The sequence below is a fragment of the Bradyrhizobium sp. MI1.7 genome, from assembly GCF_055811795.1.
On record NZ_JBVVPO010000038.1, the window covers coordinates 49196 to 72214 of the forward strand.

21 protein-coding genes and 1 tRNA gene are annotated in these 23019 nt (G+C 64.1%); 12 read left to right on the forward strand and 10 right to left on the reverse strand.

Features of this window, described 5'->3' with window-relative positions; genetic code table 11:
- Nucleotide 1: 1 nt before the first annotated feature.
- Nucleotides 2-1123, reverse strand: a complete 1122-nt coding sequence (gene proB / locus AC0L3X_RS28960) for a glutamate 5-kinase (RefSeq protein WP_028149988.1) — start codon at nucleotides 1121-1123, stop codon at nucleotides 2-4.
- Nucleotides 1124-1318: 195 nt separating this feature from the next.
- On the opposite strand from proB, the gene AC0L3X_RS28965 reads away from it, so the two are divergent.
- Nucleotides 1319-2284, forward strand: coding sequence for a Bug family tripartite tricarboxylate transporter substrate binding protein (locus AC0L3X_RS28965; protein WP_063980435.1), 966 nt, complete (start codon nucleotides 1319-1321; stop codon nucleotides 2282-2284).
- Nucleotides 2285-2417: 133 nt separating this feature from the next.
- Here the strand turns inward: AC0L3X_RS28965 and AC0L3X_RS28970 are convergent, their stop codons facing one another.
- The 3 genes from AC0L3X_RS28970 to AC0L3X_RS28980 all read right to left on the reverse strand — a co-directional run bounded on the left by AC0L3X_RS28970 (nucleotide 2418) and on the right by AC0L3X_RS28980 (nucleotide 5918).
- Nucleotides 2418-4052 carry an alkaline phosphatase family protein gene (locus AC0L3X_RS28970; RefSeq protein WP_063980436.1) on the reverse strand — a complete coding sequence of 545 codons (1635 nt, stop codon included), beginning with the start codon at nucleotides 4050-4052 and terminating at the stop codon, nucleotides 2418-2420.
- A gap of 257 nt (nucleotides 4053-4309) precedes the next feature.
- Complete coding sequence (obgE, locus tag AC0L3X_RS28975; protein WP_063980437.1) at nucleotides 4310-5350, reverse strand: GTPase ObgE; 1041 nt, start codon at nucleotides 5348-5350, stop codon at nucleotides 4310-4312.
- Nucleotides 5351-5435: 85 nt separating this feature from the next.
- A complete protein-coding gene (locus tag AC0L3X_RS28980; protein ID WP_014490587.1) occupies nucleotides 5436-5918 on the reverse strand; it encodes a MaoC family dehydratase in 483 nt (160 codons plus the stop codon).
- 118 nt (nucleotides 5919-6036) lie between these two features.
- Between AC0L3X_RS28980 and AC0L3X_RS28985 the strand changes: the two genes are divergently transcribed.
- Nucleotides 6037-6951, forward strand: coding sequence for a DMT family transporter (locus AC0L3X_RS28985; RefSeq protein ID WP_063980438.1), 915 nt, complete (start codon nucleotides 6037-6039; stop codon nucleotides 6949-6951).
- 186 nt (nucleotides 6952-7137) lie between these two features.
- On the opposite strand, the gene AC0L3X_RS28990 is transcribed toward AC0L3X_RS28985, so the two are convergent.
- From AC0L3X_RS28990 to AC0L3X_RS29005, 4 genes are all read right to left on the reverse strand, one after another.
- Nucleotides 7138-7731, reverse strand: coding sequence for a GNAT family N-acetyltransferase (locus AC0L3X_RS28990; protein WP_063980439.1), 594 nt, complete (start codon nucleotides 7729-7731; stop codon nucleotides 7138-7140).
- 143 nt (nucleotides 7732-7874) lie between these two features.
- Entirely contained in the window at nucleotides 7875-8144 is a 270-nt protein-coding gene (gene rpmA / locus AC0L3X_RS28995) for a 50S ribosomal protein L27 (RefSeq protein WP_011083253.1), read from the reverse strand.
- Between the two features lie 97 nt (nucleotides 8145-8241).
- Entirely contained in the window at nucleotides 8242-8631 is a 390-nt protein-coding gene (rplU, locus tag AC0L3X_RS29000; RefSeq protein WP_063980440.1) for a 50S ribosomal protein L21, read from the reverse strand.
- 248 nt (nucleotides 8632-8879) lie between these two features.
- Entirely contained in the window at nucleotides 8880-10439 is a 1560-nt protein-coding gene (locus AC0L3X_RS29005; protein ID WP_231143767.1) for a metallophosphoesterase family protein, read from the reverse strand.
- Between the two features lie 137 nt (nucleotides 10440-10576).
- Here AC0L3X_RS29005 and AC0L3X_RS29010 point away from each other — a divergent pair, with 137 nt between their 5' ends.
- Nucleotides 10577-11710 carry an ROK family protein gene (locus AC0L3X_RS29010; protein WP_063980442.1) on the forward strand — a complete coding sequence of 378 codons (1134 nt, stop codon included), beginning with the start codon at nucleotides 10577-10579 and terminating at the stop codon, nucleotides 11708-11710.
- A gap of 169 nt (nucleotides 11711-11879) precedes the next feature.
- On the opposite strand, the gene AC0L3X_RS29015 is transcribed toward AC0L3X_RS29010, so the two are convergent.
- Complete coding sequence (locus AC0L3X_RS29015) at nucleotides 11880-12743, reverse strand: alpha/beta fold hydrolase (RefSeq protein ID WP_063980443.1); 864 nt, start codon at nucleotides 12741-12743, stop codon at nucleotides 11880-11882.
- A 236-nt stretch (nucleotides 12744-12979) separates the two neighbouring features.
- Here AC0L3X_RS29015 and AC0L3X_RS29020 point away from each other — a divergent pair.
- From AC0L3X_RS29020 to AC0L3X_RS29055, 8 genes are all read left to right on the forward strand, one after another.
- A tRNA-Ser gene (locus tag AC0L3X_RS29020) sits at nucleotides 12980-13069 on the forward strand.
- A gap of 163 nt (nucleotides 13070-13232) precedes the next feature.
- Complete coding sequence (locus AC0L3X_RS29025) at nucleotides 13233-14186, forward strand: LysR family transcriptional regulator (protein WP_063980444.1); 954 nt, start codon at nucleotides 13233-13235, stop codon at nucleotides 14184-14186.
- Between the two features lie 142 nt (nucleotides 14187-14328).
- Nucleotides 14329-15762 (forward strand): 3-isopropylmalate dehydratase large subunit, encoded by a 1434-nt coding sequence (gene leuC, locus AC0L3X_RS29030; protein ID WP_425364319.1) that lies wholly within the window; start codon nucleotides 14329-14331, stop codon nucleotides 15760-15762.
- Nucleotides 15763-16410: a 3-isopropylmalate dehydratase small subunit gene (gene leuD, locus AC0L3X_RS29035; RefSeq protein ID WP_014490573.1), complete on the forward strand. Its 648-nt coding sequence runs from the start codon at nucleotides 15763-15765 to the stop codon at nucleotides 16408-16410. It begins immediately after the preceding gene.
- Nucleotides 16407-17546 (forward strand): 3-isopropylmalate dehydrogenase, encoded by a 1140-nt coding sequence (gene leuB, locus AC0L3X_RS29040; protein ID WP_063980445.1) that lies wholly within the window; start codon nucleotides 16407-16409, stop codon nucleotides 17544-17546. The genes leuD and leuB overlap by 4 nt, the downstream gene beginning before the upstream one ends.
- The gene (locus AC0L3X_RS29045; protein WP_063980446.1) at nucleotides 17546-18595 is read left to right on the forward strand and encodes an ABC transporter substrate-binding protein; all 1050 of its coding nucleotides are present in this window, start codon (nucleotides 17546-17548) and stop codon (nucleotides 18593-18595) included. The genes leuB and AC0L3X_RS29045 overlap by 1 nt, the downstream gene beginning before the upstream one ends.
- Nucleotides 18592-19425 carry an ABC transporter ATP-binding protein gene (locus AC0L3X_RS29050; RefSeq protein ID WP_354132399.1) on the forward strand — a complete coding sequence of 278 codons (834 nt, stop codon included), beginning with the start codon at nucleotides 18592-18594 and terminating at the stop codon, nucleotides 19423-19425. Before AC0L3X_RS29045 ends, AC0L3X_RS29050 begins: the two co-directional genes overlap by 4 nt.
- A gap of 38 nt (nucleotides 19426-19463) precedes the next feature.
- Nucleotides 19464-20297: an ABC transporter permease gene (locus AC0L3X_RS29055; RefSeq protein WP_224517656.1), complete on the forward strand. Its 834-nt coding sequence runs from the start codon at nucleotides 19464-19466 to the stop codon at nucleotides 20295-20297.
- A 25-nt stretch (nucleotides 20298-20322) separates the two neighbouring features.
- Here the strand turns inward: AC0L3X_RS29055 and AC0L3X_RS29060 are convergent, their stop codons facing one another.
- Nucleotides 20323-21216, reverse strand: a complete 894-nt coding sequence (locus tag AC0L3X_RS29060) for a LysR family transcriptional regulator (RefSeq protein ID WP_354132400.1) — start codon at nucleotides 21214-21216, stop codon at nucleotides 20323-20325.
- Between the two features lie 116 nt (nucleotides 21217-21332).
- On the opposite strand from AC0L3X_RS29060, the gene AC0L3X_RS29065 reads away from it, so the two are divergent.
- Nucleotides 21333-22973, forward strand: a complete 1641-nt coding sequence (locus AC0L3X_RS29065) for an FAD-dependent oxidoreductase (RefSeq protein WP_354132401.1) — start codon at nucleotides 21333-21335, stop codon at nucleotides 22971-22973.
- The last annotated feature ends 46 nt before the right edge of the window (nucleotides 22974-23019 follow it).

Here is a 23019-nt window from a genome sequence, read left to right on the forward strand (position 1 = left end):
CTTACCCACCCACCACCAGATCGTCGCGGTGGATCATCTCGGACCTCCCGCTGATGCCCAGGATGGCCATCACGTCCGGGGACGAGCGGCCCTTGATCCGCTCGGCGACCTCGGCATCGTAGGCGATCAGGCCGCGGCCGACCTCGCTGGTATCAGGACCGCGCACGATCACGGCATCGCCGCGGGCGAACTGGCCTTCGACCTTGATCACACCGGCCGGCAGCAGGCTGGCGCCGGCACGCAGCGCCGTCACGGCACCGGCATCGATGGTCAGCGTGCCCTTCGGCTCCAGCGTGCCCGCGATCCACCGCTTGCGCGAGGTGATGGGGTTGGCCGGCGTCAGGAACCAGGTGCAGCGGCCGCCGTCGGCGATCGCCTGCAGGGGATGCTCGATCTTGCCCGAGGCGATCAGCATATGCGTGCCGCCTGTGGTCGCGATCTTGGCTGCCTCGACCTTGGTGCGCATGCCGCCGCGCGACAGCTCGGACTCGGCGTCGCCTGCCACGGCCTCGATCTCGGAGGAGATGCTGTCGACCACGGGAATGAGTTTTGCGTTCGGATTGTTCTTCGGCGGGGCGTCGTAGAGCCCGTCGATATCGGACAGCAGCACCAGCAAATCGGCGCTCGCCATGGTGGCGACGCGCGCGGCGAGGCGGTCATTGTCGCCGTAGCGGATCTCGTTGGTGGCGACCGTATCGTTCTCGTTGATGACGGGGATCGCGCGCCATTCCAGCAGCTTGCCGATGGTGGAGCGAGCGTTGAGATAGCGGCGGCGCTCCTCGGTGTCCTGGAGCGTGACCAGGATCTGCCCCGCGCCGATGCCGTGGGCGCCGAGCACCTCCGACCAGATCCGCGCCAGCGCGATCTGGCCGACGGCGGCGGCCGCCTGGCTCTCCTCCAGCTTCAGCGGGCCGCGCGGCAGCTTGAGGCGGCTGCGGCCGAGTGCGATCGAGCCCGAGGACACCACGAGCACATCGCGGCCCTCGCGATGCAGCTTGGCCATGTCGTCGGCGAGCGCGGCGAGCCAGGAGGCGCGCACCTCGCCCTTGTCGGAATCGACCAGCAGGGCGGAGCCGACCTTGACGACGATGCGGCGGAATTGACTGAGTTCGGGGCTGGCCATGTGTGTATGCGTTGGCGCGTGTGACGGATTGCTCTGCATCGGAAACGGCGGAGCGACAGGCGGCGCCGGTTAAGGCCTGCTTTTGCAGCAGGACGATGGCCGGCGCAAGGCGGCTAAAATGGTAAACGGCGCTTGTCCGGGACACGCGTCTGGCTCTAATTGTCGCCAACCATAATGGGCTCAAAGAGGAAACCGATGGATCGCCGCAACTTCATCGCCGGATGTCTCGGGTTGCCGCTGTTGGCGCAGGCGGGCGGATCGCAAGCGCAGGCCGGGCTGACAAAGATGATCTTCCCGTTCGCGGCGGGAGCGGGCGGCGACACGCTGTGCCGGCTGATCGCGCAGGAGATGGCGCCGGCGCTGCAACGGACCATCGTCGTCGAGAACCGTACCGGCGGCGACGGCCTGATCGGCATCAAGGCGGTGAAGGGCGCGAGTGCCGACGGCAGCATGGTGCTGGTGACGACGGGCCCCACCATGTACCTGCTGCCGATGGTGGAGACGACGCCGAGCTTCGACACGGCCAGGGATTTCATGCCGGTGTCGCTGTTGGCGCGGTTCGAATTCGCAGTCGTGATCGGCCCGGCGATTGACGCTGCCGATTTCAAGTCATTCGTGGCGTGGCTGAAGGCGCATCCGGACAAGACGTCGTTCGGGGTGCCGAGCAACGGCACCATTCCGCATTTCATGGGCTCCAAGCTCGAGAAGGATCTCGGCATTCCCTTGACCCGCGTGCCCTATCGCGGGAGCGCGCCCATCCTCAACGATCTCATCGGCGGCCATCTGTCGTTCGGCATCGTGACATTGGCCGATGCGCTGCCGCAGCACCGCGCCAAGGGCGTGAAGATCATCGCGGTCGCGAGCGCGGAACGTTCGCCGTTCGCACCTGAGGTTCCGACGCTGAAGGAGAGCGGCATCGATCTCGTCGCGGATGCCTGGTACGGCATGTGGCTTCCCGCCGGCAGCCCGCCGGACTTCGCCAGCAAGCTCGGCGCCGCCGCGAGTGCGGCGCTCGCCAGGCCCGAGGTGAAGGAGAAGCTCACCGCGATCGGGCTGATCCCGGTCGGCAGCACCGCGGATGGCCTGACCAAGGAGCTCGCCGCCAACACGGCGTTCTGGCAGCCGATCGTGAAGGCGACGGGGTACAAGATCGAGAATTGAATGCCGCGCGCTACTCTATCCCCTCATCCTGAGGAGCCGCGGAGCGGCGTCTCGAAGGATGAAAGGCCCGGCTGTAGCAGCGGGGGCCTGCATGGTTCGAGACGGCGCTTCGCGCCTCCTCACCATGAGGGTTTTAGAGCTTCGCGCGTTGCGCGATCCCGTCCTTGATCGACGCAAGCTCCGCCTCATCCCAGACGCCGATCAAAATGCCGCCCTTCACCTGGAGCTGGTTGTCGGCATAGTTCGCGATCTTCTCGCGCGGCGTGGTGATGTGGTCGTTGGGATGCAGGGCCCAGTCGAACAGCTCGGCCTGTAGCCTCGCGATGATCGCGGCGCATTCCGGATCGTCGCCGCGATCGACGTATTCCTCCGGATCGGTTTCGAGATCATACAGCATCGGGCGGAAGCCGGAGGCGTGGATGTATTTCCAGCGGCCGTCGAACACCATGAACAGGCGGCAGCGTTCGATCGGCTGGTTCAGCTTCAGCCGCACATCCTGCATGGCGTAGTCGTATTCAGAGAACGCGACCTTGCGCCAGTCGGACGGCCTCTCGCCGCGCAGCAGCGGCAGCAGCGAGCGTCCTTCGAGGATGTGGCCCGGCACCTTGCCGCCGAAATAATCGACGAAGGTCGGCGCGAGATCGATGCCTTCCACCAGCGCGTCGCTGCGCGCGCCACGCGTGGCGTCGGCTTCCTTCGACGGATCGATGATGATCAACGGAATCTTCGCCGACTGTTCGTGGAACAGATCCTTCTCGCCCATCCAGTGATCGCCGAGATAATCACCATGATCGGAGGTAAACACGATCATGGTGGTGTCCAGCAGGCCGCGCGCCTCCAAAAACTTCATCAGCACGCCCATCTGGTCGTCGATCTGGGTGATCAGGCCCATATAGGTCGGGATCACCTTCTCGCGAGCCTCGTCGCGCGCCATGTTGCGGGAGTAGCGCATGTCCATGTAAGCGCCGAACACCGGATGCGGATTCTGGCGTTCGCGCTCGGAGCGGATCGCCGGGATCATGTCATCGGTCGAATACATGCTCGCATAGGGCTCGGGCGCGATGTAGGGCCAGTGCGGCTTGATGTAGGACAGATGCAGGCACCACGGCCTGCCGTCGGTCTCGGCCTCGCTGATGAAGTCCATCGCGCGCCGCGTCATGTAGGGCGTCTCAGAGTGCTCGTCCGGCACGCGCGCGGCCTTGTCGGCATGCACCAGGAGCCAGCCGTTCTGCAGGGAGCCGTCGCCAGCTTCGCCGGAATTCGCCCAATGCTCCCAGGGATTGGTCGCCTCGAATCCCTGGCTGCGCAGGTACTCATCGTATTTCGGGCGCGGCCGTCCCGTTGGATGCAGGCCGTCGTCACGCTCATAAGGCTCGAACCCGCATTCGGCAACGTGAACGCCGATCATCGATTCCGGCGGGATGCCGAGCGCCTTCATGCCCTCGAGATCGGGCGCCATGTGGGTCTTGCCGACCAGCACGTTGCGCACGCCGATCTTTTTGAGGTGGTCGCCGAGCGTGGGCTCGCCGACGCGCAGCGGCCAGCCGTTCCAGTGCGAGCCGTGCGAGCGCATGTAGCGCCCGGTGTAGAACGACATCCGCGACGGGCCGCAGATCGGCGACTGCACATACGCCTTGCTGAACAGCACGCCACGCTTGGCCATGGCGTCGATGTTGGGCGTTTTCAGCGTGGGATGGCCGGTGCAGCCGAGATAGTCGTAGCGAAGCTGGTCGCACATGATCCAGAGAACGTTCTTCGCGCGCGCCATGCTTCGCCCCTGCCGTTTCTTGATTTTTTAATGCTGCGCTATCGCGGGCGCGATGACAAGCCAGCGATACGCGTGCCCGCGGCCGCGCATTCCGCTGTCGTCCCTGCGAAAGCAGGGACCCATAACCCCAAGACGTAGTTTTGCGAAGGCTCGTTGTTCGGTACTACAACCGTCCGCAATCGAAAGATCACGCGGTATGGGTCCCCGCTCCCCGTGCGCAATTGCGCACTAGGCGGGGACGACCGTGGGGAGAGAGTTCAAGCCGACCACGGCTCCGCTTCGGCCGCGCTCTTCGCCTTGGCCGATACCGGGGCCTCGCCGATCACTTCGACAAGCGCGCGCAACGCTTCCTTCACGCCGTCGCCGGTGATGCCGGAGAGCAGCAGCGGTGTCTTCTTGGCGGCGCGCTTCAGCCGGTCCTTCTGCTTCTTCAACTCGTCCGGCCCGACCGCGTCGATCTTGTTCAGCGCGACGATCTCGATCTTGTCGGTGAGCAGGCCGCCATAGGCATTGAGTTCGTTGCGAACCGTCTTATACGCCTTGCCCGCGTGCTCGCAGGTCGCGTCGACGAGATGCAGCAGCACGCGGCAGCGCTCGACATGGCCGAGGAAGCGGTCGCCGAGGCCGGCGCCTTCATGCGCGCCTTCGATCAGACCGGGAATGTCCGCCAGCACGAATTCGCGGCCGTCGGAATTCACGACGCCGAGCTGCGGATGCAGCGTGGTGAAGGGATAGTCGGCGATCTTCGGCTTCGCCGCGCTGACCTTGGAGAGGAAGGTCGATTTGCCGGCATTGGGCAGGCCGACCAGGCCGGCATCCGCGATCAGTTTCAGCCGCAGCCAGATCCAGCGCTCCTCGCCGGGCTGGCCGGGATTGGCGTTGCGCGGCGCGCGATTGGTCGACGATTTGAAATGCGCGTTGCCGAAGCCGCCATTGCCGCCCTCGGCCAGCACGAACTTCTCGCCGACATCAGTGAAGTCGTGGATCAGGGTCTCGCGATCCTCGTCGAAGATCTGCGTGCCCACGGGGACCTTCAGCACGATCGCCTTGCCGTTGGCGCCATGGCGGTCCGAGCCCGAGCCGTTCTCGCCCTTCTGGGCCTTGAAATGCTGCTGGTAGCGGTAGTCGATCAGCGTGTTGAGGCCGTCGGCGACCTCGATGACCACGTTGCCGCCGCGGCCGCCATTGCCGCCGGAAGGACCGCCGAATTCGATGAACTTCTCGCGGCGGAACGCCACGCAGCCGTTCCCGCCGTCACCGGAGCGGATATAGACCTTTGCTTCGTCGAGGAATTTCATGGGCCATAGGTAGGGCAGGTGGTCCCGCGCGGCAACCCGGACTTATCCCTGAATCGGCCGAATTTCCGCGAATTTGACCCCGTGCTTAACCCGCAGGCCGTCTCCGGATCAGGAATTTCTGCATCCCCTCCAGCACCAGCTCCTTGCGCTGGTTGAATACGGTGCTTTTGAGCGTCACCGCGCCGGTCGTGCGACCCGGCACCAGCTCCGTGACCTCGAGCGCGGGATAGATGGTGTCGTCGGCGAACACCGGTTTGAGGAACCGGCTCGATTGCTCGAGGAAGCCGACCAGGGAGTCCTCGACCATGAACGGAAACAGGCCTGCGCCGGGCGCCGTGTGGATCAAGGTCTGGAAGCCGTGGGCGAGCAGATGCGGCATGCCGCGGCTGCGGCAATATTCCACGTCGTAATGCACGGGATGAGTGTCGCCGCTCGCGGTCTGGAAGGCGGCGAACACCGCCGAGGTCTGGGTGCGGCTCGGCAGCACGAAGCGCTCGCCGACCACGAAATCCTCAAACCAGCGTTGCGCGGGGATCATGCGATGCCGCGTCGGGTCGAAGTCGGTCATGTCCATGCTCTCTAGTTGGGGAGGCGCCTATCGCTATCGCGCCGCGAAGAGTGCGACAATCCGTTCAATCGGCAGATGCGGGCTTGTCCGGCGCGCCCACGTGATTAAAACGGCGCCAATGCCCTTCTTCAAGAATCTCTCCGCCTATGACGACCGCTCCGCACGCCTGGCCGGCATTGCGTTGATGGTGCTGTCGATCTTCATGTTCTCGTTCGGCGACGCCATGGGCAAGTTCCTGGTCGGGACGTATTCGGTGGGGCAGCTCTTGTTCCTGCGCGCCTGCGCGGCGCTGCTGCTGCTGTCGCCGCTGGTCTGGCGGCAGCGTCACCAGTTCCTGCATCTGGAGCGGCCGCGCCTGCAGCTGTTTCGCGTCGTGCTGTCGACGCTGGAAGTGGCCGCTTTCTTCCTCGCGACGGTCTATCTGCCGCTCGCCGACGTCATCACTTATTATCTCGCCGGCCCCATCTTCGTCACCGCGATGTCGGCGATCTTCCTCGGCGAGAAGGTCGGCTGGCGGCGCTGGACGGCGATCCTGATCGGCTTCTGCGGCGTGCTGATCGCGTTACGGCCGTCGGCCCAGACGGTCAGCCTGCCGGCGCTGATCGCGCTCGGCGGCAGTCTGTCGTTTGCGACCCTGATGCTGATCACGCGCAGCCTGCGGAAGACGCCCGACATCGTGATGGCGTCGTCGCAATTCATCGGCACGTTCTCGCTGGGTGCTGTGCTGTCGGCATTCCACTGGGTGCCGCCGACACCGGGCAGCCTCGCGATCTTCGCAATGGCGGGGTGCGTCTCGGTGACGGCGCTGTTCTGCGTCAACCGCTCGCTCAAGCTGGCGCCGGCGAGCGTCGTGGTGCCCTATCAATATTCGATGATCGTCTGGGCCGTGATCTTCGGCTTCGTCGTGTTCGGCGACGTGCCGTCGATTGCCACCATCATCGGCGCCGCCATCATCATCGGCGCCGGGTTCTACATCTACTTGCGCGAACGCGATCTCGGCCGCCCGAGCAACGAGGTGAATCCGCCGGCGTAGCTGCGGTCACACCGTCGTCCCGGGGCGCGCGTAGCGCGAGCCCGGGACCCATACCCACAGGACGCCGTTTTGCGATAACTCGGAGCGGGAGTTTTTGTCCCCCACTTCTCCCTGGGATTATGGGTCCCGGGCTCGCGGCTTTGTCGCGCCCCGGGACGACAGCGGAGAATGGAGCAGTTCTCCGCCCTACCTCATCCGTCTCGCACTGCTCCAGTTCTTCAGCGACGACCACACGCCGCGTGACAGGCGGAAGCAATCGACCGGCGTGGACGAGCCCAGCGCGAGGAAGCGATGCAGCTGGACGCCGCTCCACTGGAAGCCGCACTTCTCCAGCACGTTGCGCGAGGCCGGATTGGTGACGCGCGCGCCCGCATGGAGATGATCGTCCTCGAATTCCTCGAAGAAGAAGTCGATCGCGCCGCGCGCCGCCTCGGTGGCAAAGCCCTGGCCCCAATGCTCGACGCCGAGCCAGTAGCCGAGCTCGGCATTGTCGGGCGTGGAGCGGTCGATGCCGACCATGCCGACCGGCCCGGTGTCGTGCTCGATCAGGAACACGGTCTCGCTGCCGAGCGCGGCGGTGGCGCGGACGAATTCGACGGCGTCGTCCTGCGAATAGGGGTGTGGAAGGCGGCGGGTGTTTTCCGCGACACGGCGGTCGTTGGCGAGGTGGGCGATGGTCCTGACGTCGGCGAGAGTCGGGCGCCGCAACGTCAGCCGCTCGGTGGCGACGACGCTCGGTCTCGCCTCCCGCAAGGTCACGCTCGAGAAATCCTGCAACATGTCCGGCTCCGTCAAAGTCACTAAGTGAAAAGTGAGCAAGTCAAACGAAAGGGGAGGCCGGTTTCCCTGCCTCCCCTGGAGCCGTCTTGTGGACTCCGCCGGTTCGGTCAAGGACCCGGCGGACTCCAAATTTGGTCCACCGTCTATTCAGCCGCCTCGGCGATCGGGAGTACCGATACGAATGTGCGGCCGTTGGCTTTGGCTTGGAACGTGACGCGACCCTCGATCTTGGCGAACAGAGTGTGGTCCGTGCCCATGCCGACATTAAGGCCGGGATGCCAGGTGGTGCCGCGCTGACGCGCAATGATGTTGCCGGGAATCACGACTTCGCCGCCGAACGCCTTGATGCCGAGGCGCTTGCCCTTCGAATCGCGACCGTTGCGCGATGAACCGCCTGCTTTTTTATGAGCCATGGCTCGTCTCCAAAATCCTGCGTACTTCTAGATCAATTCCTTGACGGAATCATTTCACAATTTCTCACGCATCAATTCGTGATTGCGCGTGATCAAATTATGCGGCGGCTTCTTCGGTGGTCGCTTCCTTGGCGACCTTCTCCCGCTTCGGACGCGGGCCCTTGGTGGGCTTGGCGCCGTCCGTCAGGATCTCGGAGATACGGAGGACCGTGATCTCGTCGCGATAGCCGCGCTTGCGGCGCGAATTTTTGCGGCGGCGCTTCTTGAACGCGATGACCTTCGGCCCGCGCTTGTGGTCGAGCACCTCGACCGCAACGGACGCGCCTGCGACCGTCGGGACGCCCAGGACCGGCGTGTCACCGCCGAGCACCAGCACTTCATTCAGCTGTATGATCGAGCCGACTTCGCCTTCGATCTTGCCTACTTCGAGAACATCATCCGGCACGACGCGGTATTGCTTGCCGCCGGTTTTGATGACTGCGAACATCGTTTTTTCTCCGTGTTCAAATCCCGGCCTCGCGACGAGAATCGTCCGGGCCGGCTTTTTGTCAGTCGCTATGGGTTTATGCGCGTTTTGTGCGGGCGGGAGTTATCCCTTTGAAAACCCACGCAAAAACAAACAGCGCGAGAAACGCCCCGCGCCGGTTGCGGGACTTATAGCCGCCGGACGCGGAGAGTCAAGGAAAAGCGCCGAAAACCGAAGAGTTTAGGGCAATTCACCCGTAATCCAGGAGGCTACAAGGCCTGCGCATGGAGGATCTCGTGGCTCTCCCATCGGTCCCATTGGCTCATGCCCGCCCCCAGGGTGCGCTCGGCCATCAGCCGGCACGACAAGGACCCGGTCTGGTGATTGACGTCGATGCGGTTGATGGACAGGAAGATCCTCCCATCATTGGTCGGAACCTTTCCGACGGAACTTCCGCATCCCAAAACCGCGATCGGAGGTGGTCCCGGTATCGACGCAACGCGAGGGATATGCTTGTGCCCGTGAAGCACGGCGGCAAATCGCCGCTGGCGGACGAAGTCCCCGAATTCGGCGGCGTCCTCAAGCTGGTCGGTCTTCTCGAAAAATCGTCCCAGTATCCGCTCGTAGAACGGCCTTGCATACCAGGCGGGATTATCGACCGGGAGCGGATGATGATGGAGTACGCCAACCAGCGTGTGATCCCGCCAATCGCGTTTGTGGTCGATTTCGTTGCCAACGTCGGCAAATTGCTCCGGCCCAATCTTGCCCGCGGCGAGACGGCCGCCGGCCACTGAATTGAAGCAGACCAGACCAAGAGGCCGATCATCGAACCATCGCACGCGATTTGTCGGGAGCTTGATCGCGTTTCTCAGGTTCTCGCTCAGATAGCCATCTGTTCGGACGTCGTGGTTGCCCAAAACGAGGATCGGTGGTTCCTCCGTGAGGTTTTGCGCTGTGTCGAGGAACTGTCGCGCCGAATTGTAGTACTCGTCTTTGGGATCGTCGATCAGATCGCCGCTGATGACCAAAACGACCTTTTGCCCATTCGGTATCTCGTGGATTTGATTCCGCAACAATTGTTGCAGACGGGGCAAGCTCGTCGCTGCCTCGGTGCTTCCGATGTGAAGGTCGCTGATATGCAGCAGCGTCGTGGTTGATGCTGCAGTAGCTCTGGCCTCTGGAAATCTCCTGAAATATTCGGCTTCGAATGTCTTTAATCCGCGAAACCTGGATATCTTGAGATTGGACAACGCCCATCCCGCGCATTCGCGGACAGCAGCCGGCGTCTTGCCTGCAAAGGGCAGAAACACGGAATCCTCGTTGGGTCTCCAGAACAGCAGCCCGGGCCACCGCGTCATTGCGTTCAACGCAGTCTGAAATGGGGGGAAGACGTCCAGCAGCGCTTGCGGGTGATCGTCGAGATCCCGGGGCTGCATGATCAGGCCGTCGTCTTGCCAGTTCACCTTATGGACGAGATCGTAAAGAAATTCCGGAGAGGCCAGAAAACGATCCAGCTCCATATTCTTCATCGATGGCACGATCATGCCGATCCAAGGGTAGTGCGAAAACAGTTGTTGCAGCGACTCGAGGATCTCAAGGGGAATCTCCTGCCCGTAGGGAATCTGGCTCAATTGCGCACGTGCCGCCTCAGCGACCTCGCGCACCTTGTCCTTGTTCCCGCGAGAGGAGACAAAACGCTCCGGCAATTGGCTTAGGAACATTTCCAGCGATTCGTGCTCATCAGGCGCGGCACGCCGGGGAATGTGTCCGCCAGGCTGAAGCAAATGGGCCAACCAGTTGACGGTGGCCAGGTCGAAGGCAATTCCCATTCGATCCTCCCCACAATCTGAGGGCGAACAATATACCATATATCCCCGGACGTGGCCAGAACTGTGCCATGGGCAACGCAACCAAACGGGTTCCCGTTTGTTGTCCCGCCGGATTTTTGCAATCGGGCAGGGCTTTCATGGCAACGGACGAACTGGTCAAGACGACGACGGGCATCGCCGCCCACGGTGCGGCGCGGCTGCCGTCAGTGGACATCGACAGTTTCAACATCGAGATGAAGGACGAGGACGGTTTCCTCGGCGACCGCGCCAGCAAGGGCGCGTTCCGCGAAATCCTCGAGCGCTGGCGCAAGCCGCTGCGCAAGTCCGGCGAGGATCCGTTCGGCAAGGAGCCATCGGATGAGATCAGCAAGAAGACGCTGGACGCCATCCTGATCGGCGATGACACCGAGGCCTGGGCCGTGGTGCATAGCGCCATCGAGGACTTTGCCCAGGAGCTCGCTTACGTCACCCGTCGCTTCCTCAAGAGCAAGGCCTGGGCGAAGACCGCGCGCATCGTCGTCGGCGGCGGCTTCCGCGATTCACGGCTCGGTGAGCTCGCGATCGCGCGCACCGGGATCATCCTCAAGGCCGAGGATTTCAAGATCGACATGGTGCCGATCCGCGCCCATCCCGATGAAGCGGGCCTGATAGGCGCGCTGCATCTGGCGCCATCATGGATTTTCGAGGCTCATGACAGCATCCTCGCCGTCGACATCGGCGGCACCAACATCCGCTGTGGCCTGGTGGAGACCGGCTGGAAGAAGGCCAAGGACCTCTCGAAGGCCAAGGTCGTGAAATCCGAGCTGTGGCGTCATGCGGATGACGAGCCGACCCGCGAGGGTGCGGTGAAGCGGCTCACCAAGATGCTGAAGGGGCTGATCACCGAGGCCGAGAAAGATGGCTACAAGCTCGCTCCCTTCATCGGCATCGCCTGCCCCGGCGTGATCAACGAGGATGGCTCGATCGAGAAGGGCGCACAGAACCTGCCGGGCAATTGGGAGAGCAGCAAGTTCAACCTGCCGGCGAGCCTGATCGAGGGCATCCCCGTGATCGGCGACCACGACACCGCGATCCTGATGCACAATGACGGCGTGGTTCAGGGCCTCTCCGAGGTGCCGTTCATGCAGGACGTCGATCGCTGGGGTGTGCTCACCATCGGCACCGGGCTCGGCAATGCCCGCTTCACCAACCGCCGCAAGGACAACGGCAACGGAAAAGACCGGGATTCTACTGAGAACGGCAAGAAAAAGAGTAAGGCGGACAAGGAGTAACCTTGACTGGTTAGGTTAAGGACCGGATTGCGTTGCGGCGCACAGGACACTCGCTAGGGTCGAATCGTCGCCTCACCCTGGCCGGCGAAGCCGCCCTTCCCAGCCAGTATTTCAATGAGCGGCACGGGACCGCCAGTGTTTACCGCGTCTGGCGGTCCCACCCCTGTCTTCAGCTCCAGCCGATCCGCTGAAAGAACGCCGCGATCTCCGCGGCCGCGCGATCCGGATCTTCCCGATGCGGGAAGTGGCCGACGCCCGGAAACATCGCAAGATCGAGATCGCCAAACGTCTCGCCCAGACGATCGGTCCAGGCATAGGGAAACAGCGGATCGTGCTCGGCCCAGCGCACGCAGGTCGGCGCGTTGATCGGCGGAAGCGATAGGGCTTCGCCCTTCATCATCGCGACCCGCCCGGCATGCGAGGCGCGATAATGCGCAAAGCCCCCGGCGAGATTGCCTTCTCTGAAGAAATTGTCGGCGAAGGCGTCGAGAACATCGTCGAAGGCGCTCTCCCGGTGCGCCCAACCCTTGAGGAAGTGGCTGATATAGAGCCGGCAGCTCTCGCGGCTCATGCCGACGAGCGCGGGCGCCATCTCCATCTGGTGGAAAGATTGATACCAGATGTGGTTGAGCCTATCGGGCGCCGCCATGCGCGGCCCGATGCCGGGATAGACGAAATCGAAGAAGAACAGCCCCGCGAGCCGCTCGGGCGCCTGCCGGGCCAGCGGCTGCATCACGGCGCCGCCGACGTCATGGCCGACCACGGCGAATCGCTCGATGCCGAGCCCCTCCATCAGCGCCAGCATGTCGGCGGCATGGCCGTCCGGCCCAAAAGGCCCGTCCGGCTTGTCGCTGTCGCCGAAGCCGCGCAGATCGGGCGCGATCAGCATGAAACGGTCCGAAAGCCTTGATATCACCGGCTCCCAAGTCAGCCAGAATTCCGGCCAACCATGCAGCAAAAGCAGCGGTTTGCCGCTGCCAGCGCGGACCAGGTGGAAATCGGCGCCATTGGCCTTGATCGTCAGGTGCTCCACGGCAGTTCCTCCCGGCGGTGAGAGCGTTTTCGAGCGAAGCGGACACCGGTTCGCCTCAAGAAAACGCGTCAAAACAAGAATCTGGAGCCCCGTTCCGATTCATCGGACCGTAGACGGCTCCAGGGCAGGGCTGAAAGAGGCAGCGGATTTTCCCCTTTCGCGCCTTGTCTGGCCCGCCATCCTCGCCTATTAACGCCCCCAACCACAGGGGCCCTGCTCCTTACTTGGCGCCTTCAGGAGAGGTGGCAGAGTGGTTGAATGCACCGCACTCGAAATGCGGCATAGGTGCAAGCCTATCGGGGGTTCGAATCCCTCCCTCTCCGCCATATTAAAGCGACTTTGAGAACTCCCACCAAGGACAGTCTCTCTGCGTCCCAGCAGCCTCTGCTGTCGTCCCCCCGGGGACCGCAATCTGACGCCGCACTTGCGACTGGCTGCCAAGCTTCTCCACAATGCCCCTCGTGACGACCCGCCCGAGGATCATTCCGGATGACGGCTAAAATCGATCTGCTGACGCTGCAATTGTTCGTGGCGATCGTCGAGGAGCAGAGCATCGCGAAGGCGGCGGAGAAGAAGAACATTGCCGCGTCCGCGGTCAGCCGGCGCGTCTCGGATATCGAGGACCTGTTTCAGGTCGAGCTGCTGCATCGTCATTCGAAGGGGATCGAGCCGACACCGGCTGGCTTCGCCCTGCTCGAGCACGCCCGCATCATCCTGGGAAATCTCAGCAAGCTCGAGAGCGAGCTGACGGGATACCGGCAGGGCAAGCGCGGGCTGATCCGGATCTGTGCCAACAAATCCGCGATCCTCGAAGCGCTCGCCGACGAGCTCAGCCTGTTCCTGGAACGGCATCCGCTGGTCCACATCGACATCGAGGAGGATCTCAGCCCCGCGATCGTGCGTGCGGTGGTGGAGAACCGGGCCGACATCGGCATTTTTGGCGGCAACATCGACGGGCAGGATCTGGAGCTGCTGTCCTATCGCAGCGACAGCCTGGTCGCGCTGGTCACGCGCGACCACCCGCTGGCGGGCCGCGATAGCGTTCGCTTCCGCGAGCTGGTCGATTTCGACTTCGTCAGCCTGGAGAAGGGCAGCTCGATCGAGACGCTGTGTGTCAGGGCCGCCGCGGCACTCGGGCAGCACCTCAAGGTGCGCATCCGCGTCAGCAGTTTCGATGCGCTGTTCCGCGTCGTCGATGCCAGGATGGGGGTCGGAATCGTGCCGCTCGAGATCGTTCGCGACCGCTACGGCGTCGACAGTCTCGTCACCGTCCCGCTCGACGAGTCCTGGGCGCGACGCGACCTGGTCATCGGCGTGCGCGATTACAAGTCGTTGCCTTCGGTGACGAAGCTGCTGGTGGAGCATTTGCGGACCCATGATGATGCGCGTCTCACCATGGGCGGCGTCTCCGACCGGCTGACGGTCGTGCGCGGCCGAAGCTGACATCGCTCCTGCCGACGGCCTGCCATCGCCGGCCGCGATGGCTCCCTGCCCAACCGTCACTGCACATTTCCGCGACGGACTTCTATCCTGCTTCTCAAGCTCGCTGTCGGTCGGCATGATCGGCGGCAACACGGCACATCAGATGCCGAACAGGGGAGGACGGATCGTGGACACGCGTGGCCGCACGCTGCTGGCCAAAATCTGGGACCAGCATGTCATCGCCCATGTCAGCGATGACACCGATCTGCTTCACGTGGATCGCCATCTGCTGCATGACCTCGGCGGCTCCAGCGGCCTGATCAATCTCAAAAGCCGCAACATTCCGGTCCACAATCCCGAACTGACCTTCGCGACGCCCGATCATGCGATTTCGACGGCGTCCGGACGTGCCGGCACGATCAAGACCGGGTGGGAGCTGCTGGCGGCGTTGCGGACCGAGACGTCCGCCAGCGGCATCCGGCTGTTCGACCTCGACCAGCCGGGGCAGGGCATCGTCCATGTCATCGGGCCGGAGCTCGGTCTCAGCCTGCCCGGCTGCCTGATCGTTTGCGGCGACAGCCACACCTGCACCCATGGCGGGCTTGGCGCGCTCGCCTTCGGCATCGGCTCCAGCGAGCTCACGCATGTGCTGGCGACCCAGACCATCATCCAGCGCCGGCCGAAAACCATGCGGGTGACGTTCGACGGCCGGTTGCCGTTCGGCGTGACGGCGAAGGACCTCATCCTCGCCTTGATCGGCCATGTCGGAGCCGCCGGCGGCACCGGCTATGCCGTCGAATATGCCGGCAGTGCGATCAGGGACATGCCGATCGAAGGGCGGCTCACCATCTGCAATCTGTCGGTCGAGCTCGGCGCCAAGATGGGGCTGATCGCGCCGGATGAAACGACGTTCGATTATATCCGCGGCCGTCCCTATGCGCCGCAAGGCGAGATGTGGGAGCGGGCCGTCGCGGCGTGGCGGACGCTGCGGAGCGACAGCGACGCAATGTTCGATCGCGAGGTGTCGATCGACGTCGGAACCATCATCCCCCAGATCACCTGGGGCACCAGTCCCGAACACGTCCTTGGTGTCGATGGCCGCATCCCGGATCCCGCTGATATCGCCGATCCCGCGCGCCGCGGCGCGATCGAGATCGCGCTCGACTATATGGGCCTGAAGCCCGGTGCGCCGATCGCCGGCACGCCGGTGGATTGGGTCTTCATCGGCTCCTGCACCAACAGCCGCCTCAGCGATCTGCGTGCCGCGGCCGAAGTCGCGCGCGGCCGCAAGGTTGCGCCAGGCGTGCGGGCCTGGGTCGTGCCGGGGTCGGAGACCGTCAGGCGCGATGCGATGGCCGAGGGGCTCGACAAGATCTTCATCGACGCGGGCTTTGAATGGCGCGAGCCCGGATGCTCGATGTGCCTCGCCGCGAACGGCGAGACCGTGCCGCCCGGCCAGCGCTCGGTGTCGACGTCGAACCGGAATTTCATCGGCCGGCAGGGGCCGCGTGCCCGCACCCATCTGGCAAGCCCGGCCATGGCCGTGGCGGCGGCGGTGTCCGGCGCCATCGCCGACGTCCGAACGATGGAGCGCTAGATGCCGCAAGCCTTCACCAAGCTGACCGCGACTGCGGCGCCGATCATGCGCACCAATGTCGATACGGACGTCATCATCAGCATCAACCGCATGATCGGAAATTCCGTCCGCGGCAGTCTCGGAAAATGGGCGTTCGGTTCGCTCCGCTATTTGCCTGATGGCTCGGATAATCCGGAGTTCATCCTCAATCGCGAGCCCTATCGCGCAGCGGAAATTCTGGTGACGGGACCGAACTTCGGCTGCGGCTCGTCGCGGGAGGCGGCGGTGTGGTCGCTGCAGGAGATGGGCATCCGCGCCATCATCGGATCCGGTTTCGGCGACATCTTCTTCGCCAATTGCTTCCAGAACGGCATCCTGCCGGTGGTGCTGGACAAGGCCGTCATCGACGGCCTCGCCGCGGAGATCGAAGCGAGCCAGGGCGCGGGACGTGTCAGCGTCGATCTGCAGGAGCAGACGGTTACCTCGCCATCGGGCGTACGGCACGTCTTCGAGATCGATCCGCGCCGGCGTGCGGGTTTGCTCGAAGGCCTCGATGAGATTTCGCTGACGTTGCGGCGCGACCACGAGATCCGCGCATTCCAGGCATCCGACCGCGACGCGCGGCCGTGGATTCACTTTGCAGGACATCAGGCAGGACAATTGGCATGAACACGCTCTCGAACATGATCAAGGTCGCCGTGGTCGGCGGTGAAGGCATCGGTCCTGAAGTGACCGACCAGTCTCACCGCATTCTCAAATGGTTTTCGGCGAGGCGCAGCATTCCCGTGGCGCTGCGCGAAGCGCAATACGGTCTCATCCCCTATCTCGCGACGGGCAAGGTGTTGCCGGACGACACCGTCGAGGCGATGGAGGAGGCCGACGCGATACTCTGGGGCGCGACGGGTGGTCCTGAAACCACTGAGGTCCCTCCGGCAGCGCGCAAGGCGGGAAGCCTGCTGTCGTTGCGCAGCAAGTACGACCTTTATGCGAATCTCCGGCCCATCGTCGCCAATCCGGCGCTGGCGGACTCCGCGCCGCTCAAGGCCCCGGTGCTGAAGGATGTCGACTTCATCATCATCCGCGAGCTCACCAGCGGCATCTATTTCGGCGAACCGCGCGGCATCGAAACGCTGCCGGACGGCCAGCGCCGCGGTTTCAACACCCAGCAATACACCACCAGCCAGATTCGCCGGGTGGCGCGAACCGCGTTCGAACTGGCGCGGACGCGCAAAGGCCGGGTCTGCTCCGTCGACAAGGCCAATGTGCTGGAAACCAGCGTGCTGTGGCGCGAGGAGGTCACCGCGCTGCATCAGGCGGAATTCTCCGATGTGGAGCTGACACACCTCTATGTCGACAACGCTGCGATGCAGATCGTGCGGGCGCCGTCGCAGTTCGACGTCATGGTGACTTGCAATATCTTCGGCGACATTCTCTCCGATTGCGCCGCGATGGCCTCGGGCTCGCTGGGCATGCTGCCGTCGGTCTCGCTCGGGCCGCCGGACCGGCTGGGCCGCCGCAAGGCGCTCTATGAACCGGTTCACGGCAGCGCGCCTGATATTGCGGGCAAGGGCATCGCCAATCCGCTCGGCTCGATCCTCAGCGTCGCAATGATGTTGCGCATCACCCTCAATCGGCCCGATGATGCCACGCTGCTGGAGAAGGCCGTGGATACGGCGCTGGCTGCCGGCGCAAGAACGGCCGATATCGCCGAACCCGGCGCAAAAAGACTTTCGACCCAGGAGATGGGCGATGCGGTTCTGAACGCGCTCGACAAGGTGGTCGGCAAGGAGAGGGAGCACGCGTGATGAGGACTCGGGTCACCAGACGGGCCGCGTTGACGATCGTCGCCGGCGCCGGTGCGTCCATGGCGGCAGGACGGGCGTGGGCGGATACCCCGTCGGGCCGCGTGATCTATCCGGTGGCCATTCCGGTCTATCAGTCTCAATTCGTCGCCGACCGGGCCGGATTCTTCAAAGAGGCCGGCCTCGACTGCAAGCTGATCCAGGGCGGCAGCGGCGTGAAGACGCGCGAGATCATCGCTTCGTCCCAGGGCGATATCGGTATCGGCGACATCACCCACCCGATGCAGCTCAGCAATCACGGCCGCAGCGCGCGGGTCCTGATGCCGGTCGATACAAGAAGCAACGCGGCGATCTTCATCATCCGCAAGGATCTGTTCGATCAGGGCATCACCACCCTGGAGGCGCTGGCGAAGTGGAAGCGGCCTGACGGACGAAAGCCGATCGTCTCGGTGTCGTCGCTGGGCGGCACCAACCACGTCTGGGCGTCCTACTACATGGAAACCATGGGGCTGGACGACAAGGTGACCTGGATCGGCACCGGCAATGTCGACACCATGATGGGCACGTTGAAGACGAAGCAGGTCGATGTTCTCATCAACTCGCCATCGATCCTGAAGGATTCAGTGGAGCAGGGCTGGGGTGCGCTGTTGTTCGATGGAACGGACGAGGCAGTCTGGGCCAAGTATATCGGCGGCAAGGTCCCGGTGACGTCTCATTTCACGCTGCAGGCGACCATCGACAAGGACCCGCAGAAGATGCAGGCGTTCGTCACGGCGCTGTGGCGCGCCACCCTGTGGATCAAGGGGCACTCTCCCGAAGAGATCTATGACATGATCGAGCCTTACGTCGGAAGCACGTCGCGCGATGCGAATATCTTCGACAGCGGCGTCATGAAGAAGGTCACCGATTACGAAGGCATCATCGATGCCGCCAGCTTCGCGCGCGGTCAGAAGGTCTGGTTTCGTGAAATGACCGGCATCAAGCCGCTCGCGATGGCCGACGTTGTCAACACTAGCTTCATCGAAGCGGCACGCAAGGCCTATCCGGCTTGACGATCCAGGCTTTACACGCACCACACGTCGATACGCCGCCTGAGACGCGGCGCATCGACGTGCGCGGTTTGTGCAAGACCTTCCAGCTGGCGGGTGCCGCCATCGAGGCCGTGCGCGACGTCTCCTTCAATGTTCGGCGCGGCGAATTCGTCGCCCTGCTGGGGCCATCCGGCTCGGGCAAGAGCACCGTCCTCAACATGATCGCAACCCTGGTCAAGCCGACCAGCGGTCAGATCCTGATTGATGGTACGCCCGTCGTCCCCGGACAGGCGACGCCCAATGTCGGCTATGTGTTCCAGCGCGACACCCTGTTTCCCTGGCGGACCGTCGCCGACAACATCGGTTACGGCCTCGAACTGGCGGGTGTCCCGGCGGCGGAGCGAAAGGATCGTGTCCGTGCCTGCTTGATGCAAGCCGGGCTGCAGGATTTCGACAATGCCTATCCCTCGGCGCTGTCGGGCGGCATGCGCCAGCGCGCCGCCTTGATGCGAACGCTGGTCGTCGAGCCGCAGGTTCTGCTGATGGACGAGCCGTTCGGCGCGCTCGACACCCACACCAAGATCGACATGCACGATGTGCTGCTGCGCATCTGGGAACGCGAGCAGCAGACCGTGCTGTTCGTGACCCATGATCTCGGCGAGGCCCTGACGCTGGCAGACCGCATCATTCTGTTTTCCGCGCGGCCGGGCCGGATCAAGGAGAGTTTCGAGGTGGATTTCGCCCGCCCGCGCAATGCCGTGAAGATCCGGGAGACGCCGCGTTATGCGGAGCTGTTCCAGCTGATCTGGCACTCGCTCGGCGAGGAATTCATCAAGGGCCGCAAGCCATGAGGAGCGCGCGCCGCCCCGGCAGAACGTTCGCATGGCAGATGTTGATCTGCGTCGGCTTCCTGTCGATCTGGCAGTGGGGGTACGATCTGCACGGGCGCCTTCCCTGGCTGGTGCCGGATCTGCTCGACCCCTATTTCGTGTCCAAGCCGTCCGACATCTTCGAGCACTTCCTGATCCTGAGCTGCCTCAAGTCGAAGCTCGGCGTGTTCAACGGCTGGTTCAATGGTGAGTTCGCCCGCTGCATGGCGCGATCCGAGAACAATCTCTGGATCGCGACCGCCGTCACCCTGAAGAACACGTTCTTCGGTTTCGTGACCGGCGTCAGCAGCGGCTTTGCCGCGGGCCTCGTGCTCGGCCGTTCGGACCGGCTCAGCGCGATCTTCCAGCCGTTCATCACGGCGGTGAATTCGATCCCCCGCATCGCGCTGGCGCCGATCATCGTGCTGGCCTTCGGCATCGGCGATACCTCGAAGATCGTCACGTCGTGGATCGTGGTCGTCTTCCTCGTGTTCTTCAATACGTTCGAAGGGGCGCGCTCGATCGACGAGGGTTTTGTCAACGCGGCGCGGCTGCTCGGCGCCAGCGAGTGGCAGATCACCCGCACGGTGGTCATCCCCTCGACCATGGCCTGGGTCTTTGCCTCGCTGACGCCTGCGATCTCCTTCGCCTTGATCGGCGTGATCGTCGGCGAGTTCATTGGTGCGGAACGGGGAATCGGGCGCCTGATCATCGAATCCGAGGCACGCGCGGAGGCATCGGGAATGATGGTCGCCGTCGTCGTGCTGATGCTGGTCGGCGTCGCGCTGTCCGCGTTGATCTGGCGATTGCAGGCCTATCTGCTGCGCTGGCAGCAGCATAATCTCGCGGAGTAGCCCGAGCAGCGGCCTGCGGCGTTGATCACGGCCCCGCCAGCACCGTCCGAGCCGTCGCCACAAACGCCTGCGCTGCCGGCGACAGCGTGCGTCCCTGACGCTGCAGCAGCGACACCGGGCGGGTGATCGCCGGGCGTATCAGAGGTCTTGCGATCAGCGTCGGGAATTGGTCGGCCGGCAGCATCGTTGCGGGGAGGATGGCGAGGCCGAGGCCTTGGGCTGTCATGGCGAGCGCGGTGTTGATCAGAGTGACCTCATAGGTCGGAGAAAGGTGCTTGCCCTGCGCGCCGAGGGCCTGGTCGATCTGCATGCGGATTCGCGTCTCGCGCCGCATCGCGATGGTCGGGAGCTGCGCCAGCTCATCCCATGTCAGCTCGCGCCGCGCGGCGAAGTCGGCGGTGCGACGGCCGATCGCGCTCAGCCGCCCGCGGGTCAGCGTCTCGATCGTCATCTCCGCGAACTCACCCTCGACGCTGCCGATCGCGAACTCGGCATCGGTTGCGATCAGGCGCGGAACGAGGTCGTCGGCGGCGACGTCACGCATGTCGATGTCGATCTCGGGATGGCCTGCGCGGAATTTCGCGAGAACCTGCGGCAGCAGTGCCGAAGCGGCGCCCGCCGACGCGACGAACGCGACGCGGCCGGCGCGCGCCTGCGCGAGGTCATGCATGCGCCGTGACAGGCCCAGCGCATCGCTCAGCATGCGTTCGGCGGCGTGAAAGGCCTCGTCGGCGGCCAGCGTCGGCTGCACCGAACGCGTGGAGCGGTCGAACAGTTTGACGCCGAGCTGCACTTCGAGCTGCTGGATCAGGAGGCTCGCGGCCGATTGCGTGATGCCCAGCTCGCGCGCGGCGCGCGTGATGCTGCGCGTGCGATACACGCCAGTGAAGGCCCGCAATTGTCGCAAGGTGACATTCATCGGAAAAGCTCATGAATTGATGAGTTCTTTCCGACTTATCGCATAAGATAGCCTGCAATAAAATGCATGCTGCGCGGGCAACGAATCCGCGATGATGCAAGGGGATGGAAACGAGCATGAGGACACAGGTGCTGGTCGTGGGCGCCGGGCCCGTGGGACTGACCGCGGCCATGGATCTGGCCTCGCGCGGGATCGACGTCGTCGTTGCGGAGATCCGCCACGCCGGCGATCCGCCCAGCGTCAAATGCAATCACGTCTCGGCGCGCTCGATGGAAATCTTTCGCAGGCTCGGCGTCGCCGCAAAGCTCCGCGACGCAGGCCTGCCCGCGGACTTCCCGAACGACTGCTCCTACCGGACCACGGCGACCGGCATCGAGCTCTGCCGTATCAACATTCCCTCGCGCGCGCGCCGCTACAGCGCCACCGGCGGCCCCGACACCTGGTGGCCGACGCCCGAGCCGCCGCACCGGATCAACCAGGTCTATCTCGAGCCGATCCTGTTCAGCCACGCCGCCGCTCAGCCGCGCATCACCATTTTGGCGCGCACGGAAATCACCGATATCGAGCAGGACGACGATCGTGTGGTCGCGCTAGGTCGCAACCTCGACAGCGGAAATTCTCTCCGCATCGAAGCCGACTTCGTGGTCGGCTGCGACGGCAGCCGCTCGCTGGTTCGCAAATCGATCGGCGCCAGCCTGTCCGGCACGCCGGTGATCCAGCGGGTGCAATCGACCTTCATCGAGGCGCCGCAACTGAAGGAACTGATGGGCGCGCACAAGCCGGCCTGGATGGTGCTCTCGCTCAACCCGCGCCGCTCCGGCACGACGGTTGCAATCGACGGCCACGACCGCTGGCTGATCCATAATCATCTGAGGCCCGACGAGCCTGAGTTCGACTCGGTCGATCGCGACTGGTCGATCCGTGCCATCCTCGGCGTCGACGCGCGGTTCGAGTACAAAATCCTCAGCAAGGAGGACTGGGTCGGGCGCCGGTTGGTGGCCGATCGCTTCCGCGACCGCAGGGTCTTCATCTGCGGCGACGCCGCGCATCTGTGGATGCCCTATGCGGGCTACGGCATGAATGCGGGCATCGCTGATGCCGTCGATCTCTGCTGGCAATTGGCGGCGCATCTGAACGGCTGGGCGCCGGCTTCGATCCTCGATGCCTATGAGGCGGAGCGCCAGCCCATCACCGATCAGGTGTCCCGCTTTGCCATGGACCATGCGATGAAGATGATGGCGCAACGCGGCGGCGTGTCCGCGGAGATCGAGGATGACACGCCGCGCGGCCACGCGACGCGCGCATCGCTTGCCAAGGCGGCCTACGATCTCAACGTGCAGCAATATTGCTGCGCGGGCCTCAACTTCGGCTACTACTACGATGCCTCGCCGATCATCGCCTATGACGGCGAAACCCCGCCGGCCTACGCGATGGGAAGCTTTACGCCGTCTACCGTGCCGGGCGCCCGCGCGCCGCATGTCTTCTTGCGCGACGGACGATCGCTCTACGATGCTTTCGGAGCGGGCTACACGTTACTCCGGCTCGACCCGACGATCGATGTGGCGCGGCTGCTCTCTGCCGCAGAACAGCGCGGCATGCCGCTTGCGCTGGTCGACATCGCGTCGGATGAGGCGAATGGGGCCTATGCCGAGAAGCTCGTGTTGGCACGACCCGACCAGCACATCGCCTGGCGCGGGCAGGCCGCGCCGGAAAATCCAGAAGGCCTGCTTGCGCGCATCACTGGTGCTGCGGCGTGATCGAATAGCAGGCTGCCTGCCGACGGCACGGCAGCCTGGTCGTGCC

Bases quoted from the DNA above. Each gene is read 5' to 3' on its own strand.
- proB (WP_028149988.1), bottom strand. From the start codon at position 1,123: ATGGCCAGCCCCGAACTCAGTCAATTCCGCCGCATCGTCGTCAAGGTC.
- AC0L3X_RS28965 (WP_063980435.1), top strand. From the start codon at position 1,319: ATGGATCGCCGCAACTTCATCGCCGGATGTCTCGGGTTGCCGCTGTTG.
- AC0L3X_RS28970 (WP_063980436.1), bottom strand. From the start codon at position 4,052: ATGGCGCGCGCGAAGAACGTTCTCTGGATCATGTGCGACCAGCTTCGC.
- obgE (WP_063980437.1), bottom strand. From the start codon at position 5,350: ATGAAATTCCTCGACGAAGCAAAGGTCTATATCCGCTCCGGTGACGGC.
- AC0L3X_RS28980 (WP_014490587.1), bottom strand. From the start codon at position 5,918: ATGACCGACTTCGACCCGACGCGGCATCGCATGATCCCCGCGCAACGC.
- AC0L3X_RS28985 (WP_063980438.1), top strand. From the start codon at position 6,037: ATGCCCTTCTTCAAGAATCTCTCCGCCTATGACGACCGCTCCGCACGC.
- AC0L3X_RS28990 (WP_063980439.1), bottom strand. From the start codon at position 7,731: ATGTTGCAGGATTTCTCGAGCGTGACCTTGCGGGAGGCGAGACCGAGC.
- rpmA (WP_011083253.1), bottom strand. From the start codon at position 8,144: ATGGCTCATAAAAAAGCAGGCGGTTCATCGCGCAACGGTCGCGATTCG.
- rplU (WP_063980440.1), bottom strand. From the start codon at position 8,631: ATGTTCGCAGTCATCAAAACCGGCGGCAAGCAATACCGCGTCGTGCCG.
- AC0L3X_RS29005 (WP_231143767.1), bottom strand. From the start codon at position 10,439: ATGGGAATTGCCTTCGACCTGGCCACCGTCAACTGGTTGGCCCATTTG.
- AC0L3X_RS29010 (WP_063980442.1), top strand. From the start codon at position 10,577: ATGGCAACGGACGAACTGGTCAAGACGACGACGGGCATCGCCGCCCAC.
- AC0L3X_RS29025 (WP_063980444.1), top strand. From the start codon at position 13,233: ATGACGGCTAAAATCGATCTGCTGACGCTGCAATTGTTCGTGGCGATC.
- leuC (WP_425364319.1), top strand. From the start codon at position 14,329: ATGCCGAACAGGGGAGGACGGATCGTGGACACGCGTGGCCGCACGCTG.
- leuD (WP_014490573.1), top strand. From the start codon at position 15,763: ATGCCGCAAGCCTTCACCAAGCTGACCGCGACTGCGGCGCCGATCATG.
- leuB (WP_063980445.1), top strand. From the start codon at position 16,407: ATGAACACGCTCTCGAACATGATCAAGGTCGCCGTGGTCGGCGGTGAA.
- AC0L3X_RS29045 (WP_063980446.1), top strand. From the start codon at position 17,546: ATGAGGACTCGGGTCACCAGACGGGCCGCGTTGACGATCGTCGCCGGC.
- AC0L3X_RS29055 (WP_224517656.1), top strand. From the start codon at position 19,464: ATGTTGATCTGCGTCGGCTTCCTGTCGATCTGGCAGTGGGGGTACGAT.
- AC0L3X_RS29060 (WP_354132400.1), bottom strand. From the start codon at position 21,216: ATGAATGTCACCTTGCGACAATTGCGGGCCTTCACTGGCGTGTATCGC.
- AC0L3X_RS29065 (WP_354132401.1), top strand. From the start codon at position 21,333: ATGAGGACACAGGTGCTGGTCGTGGGCGCCGGGCCCGTGGGACTGACC.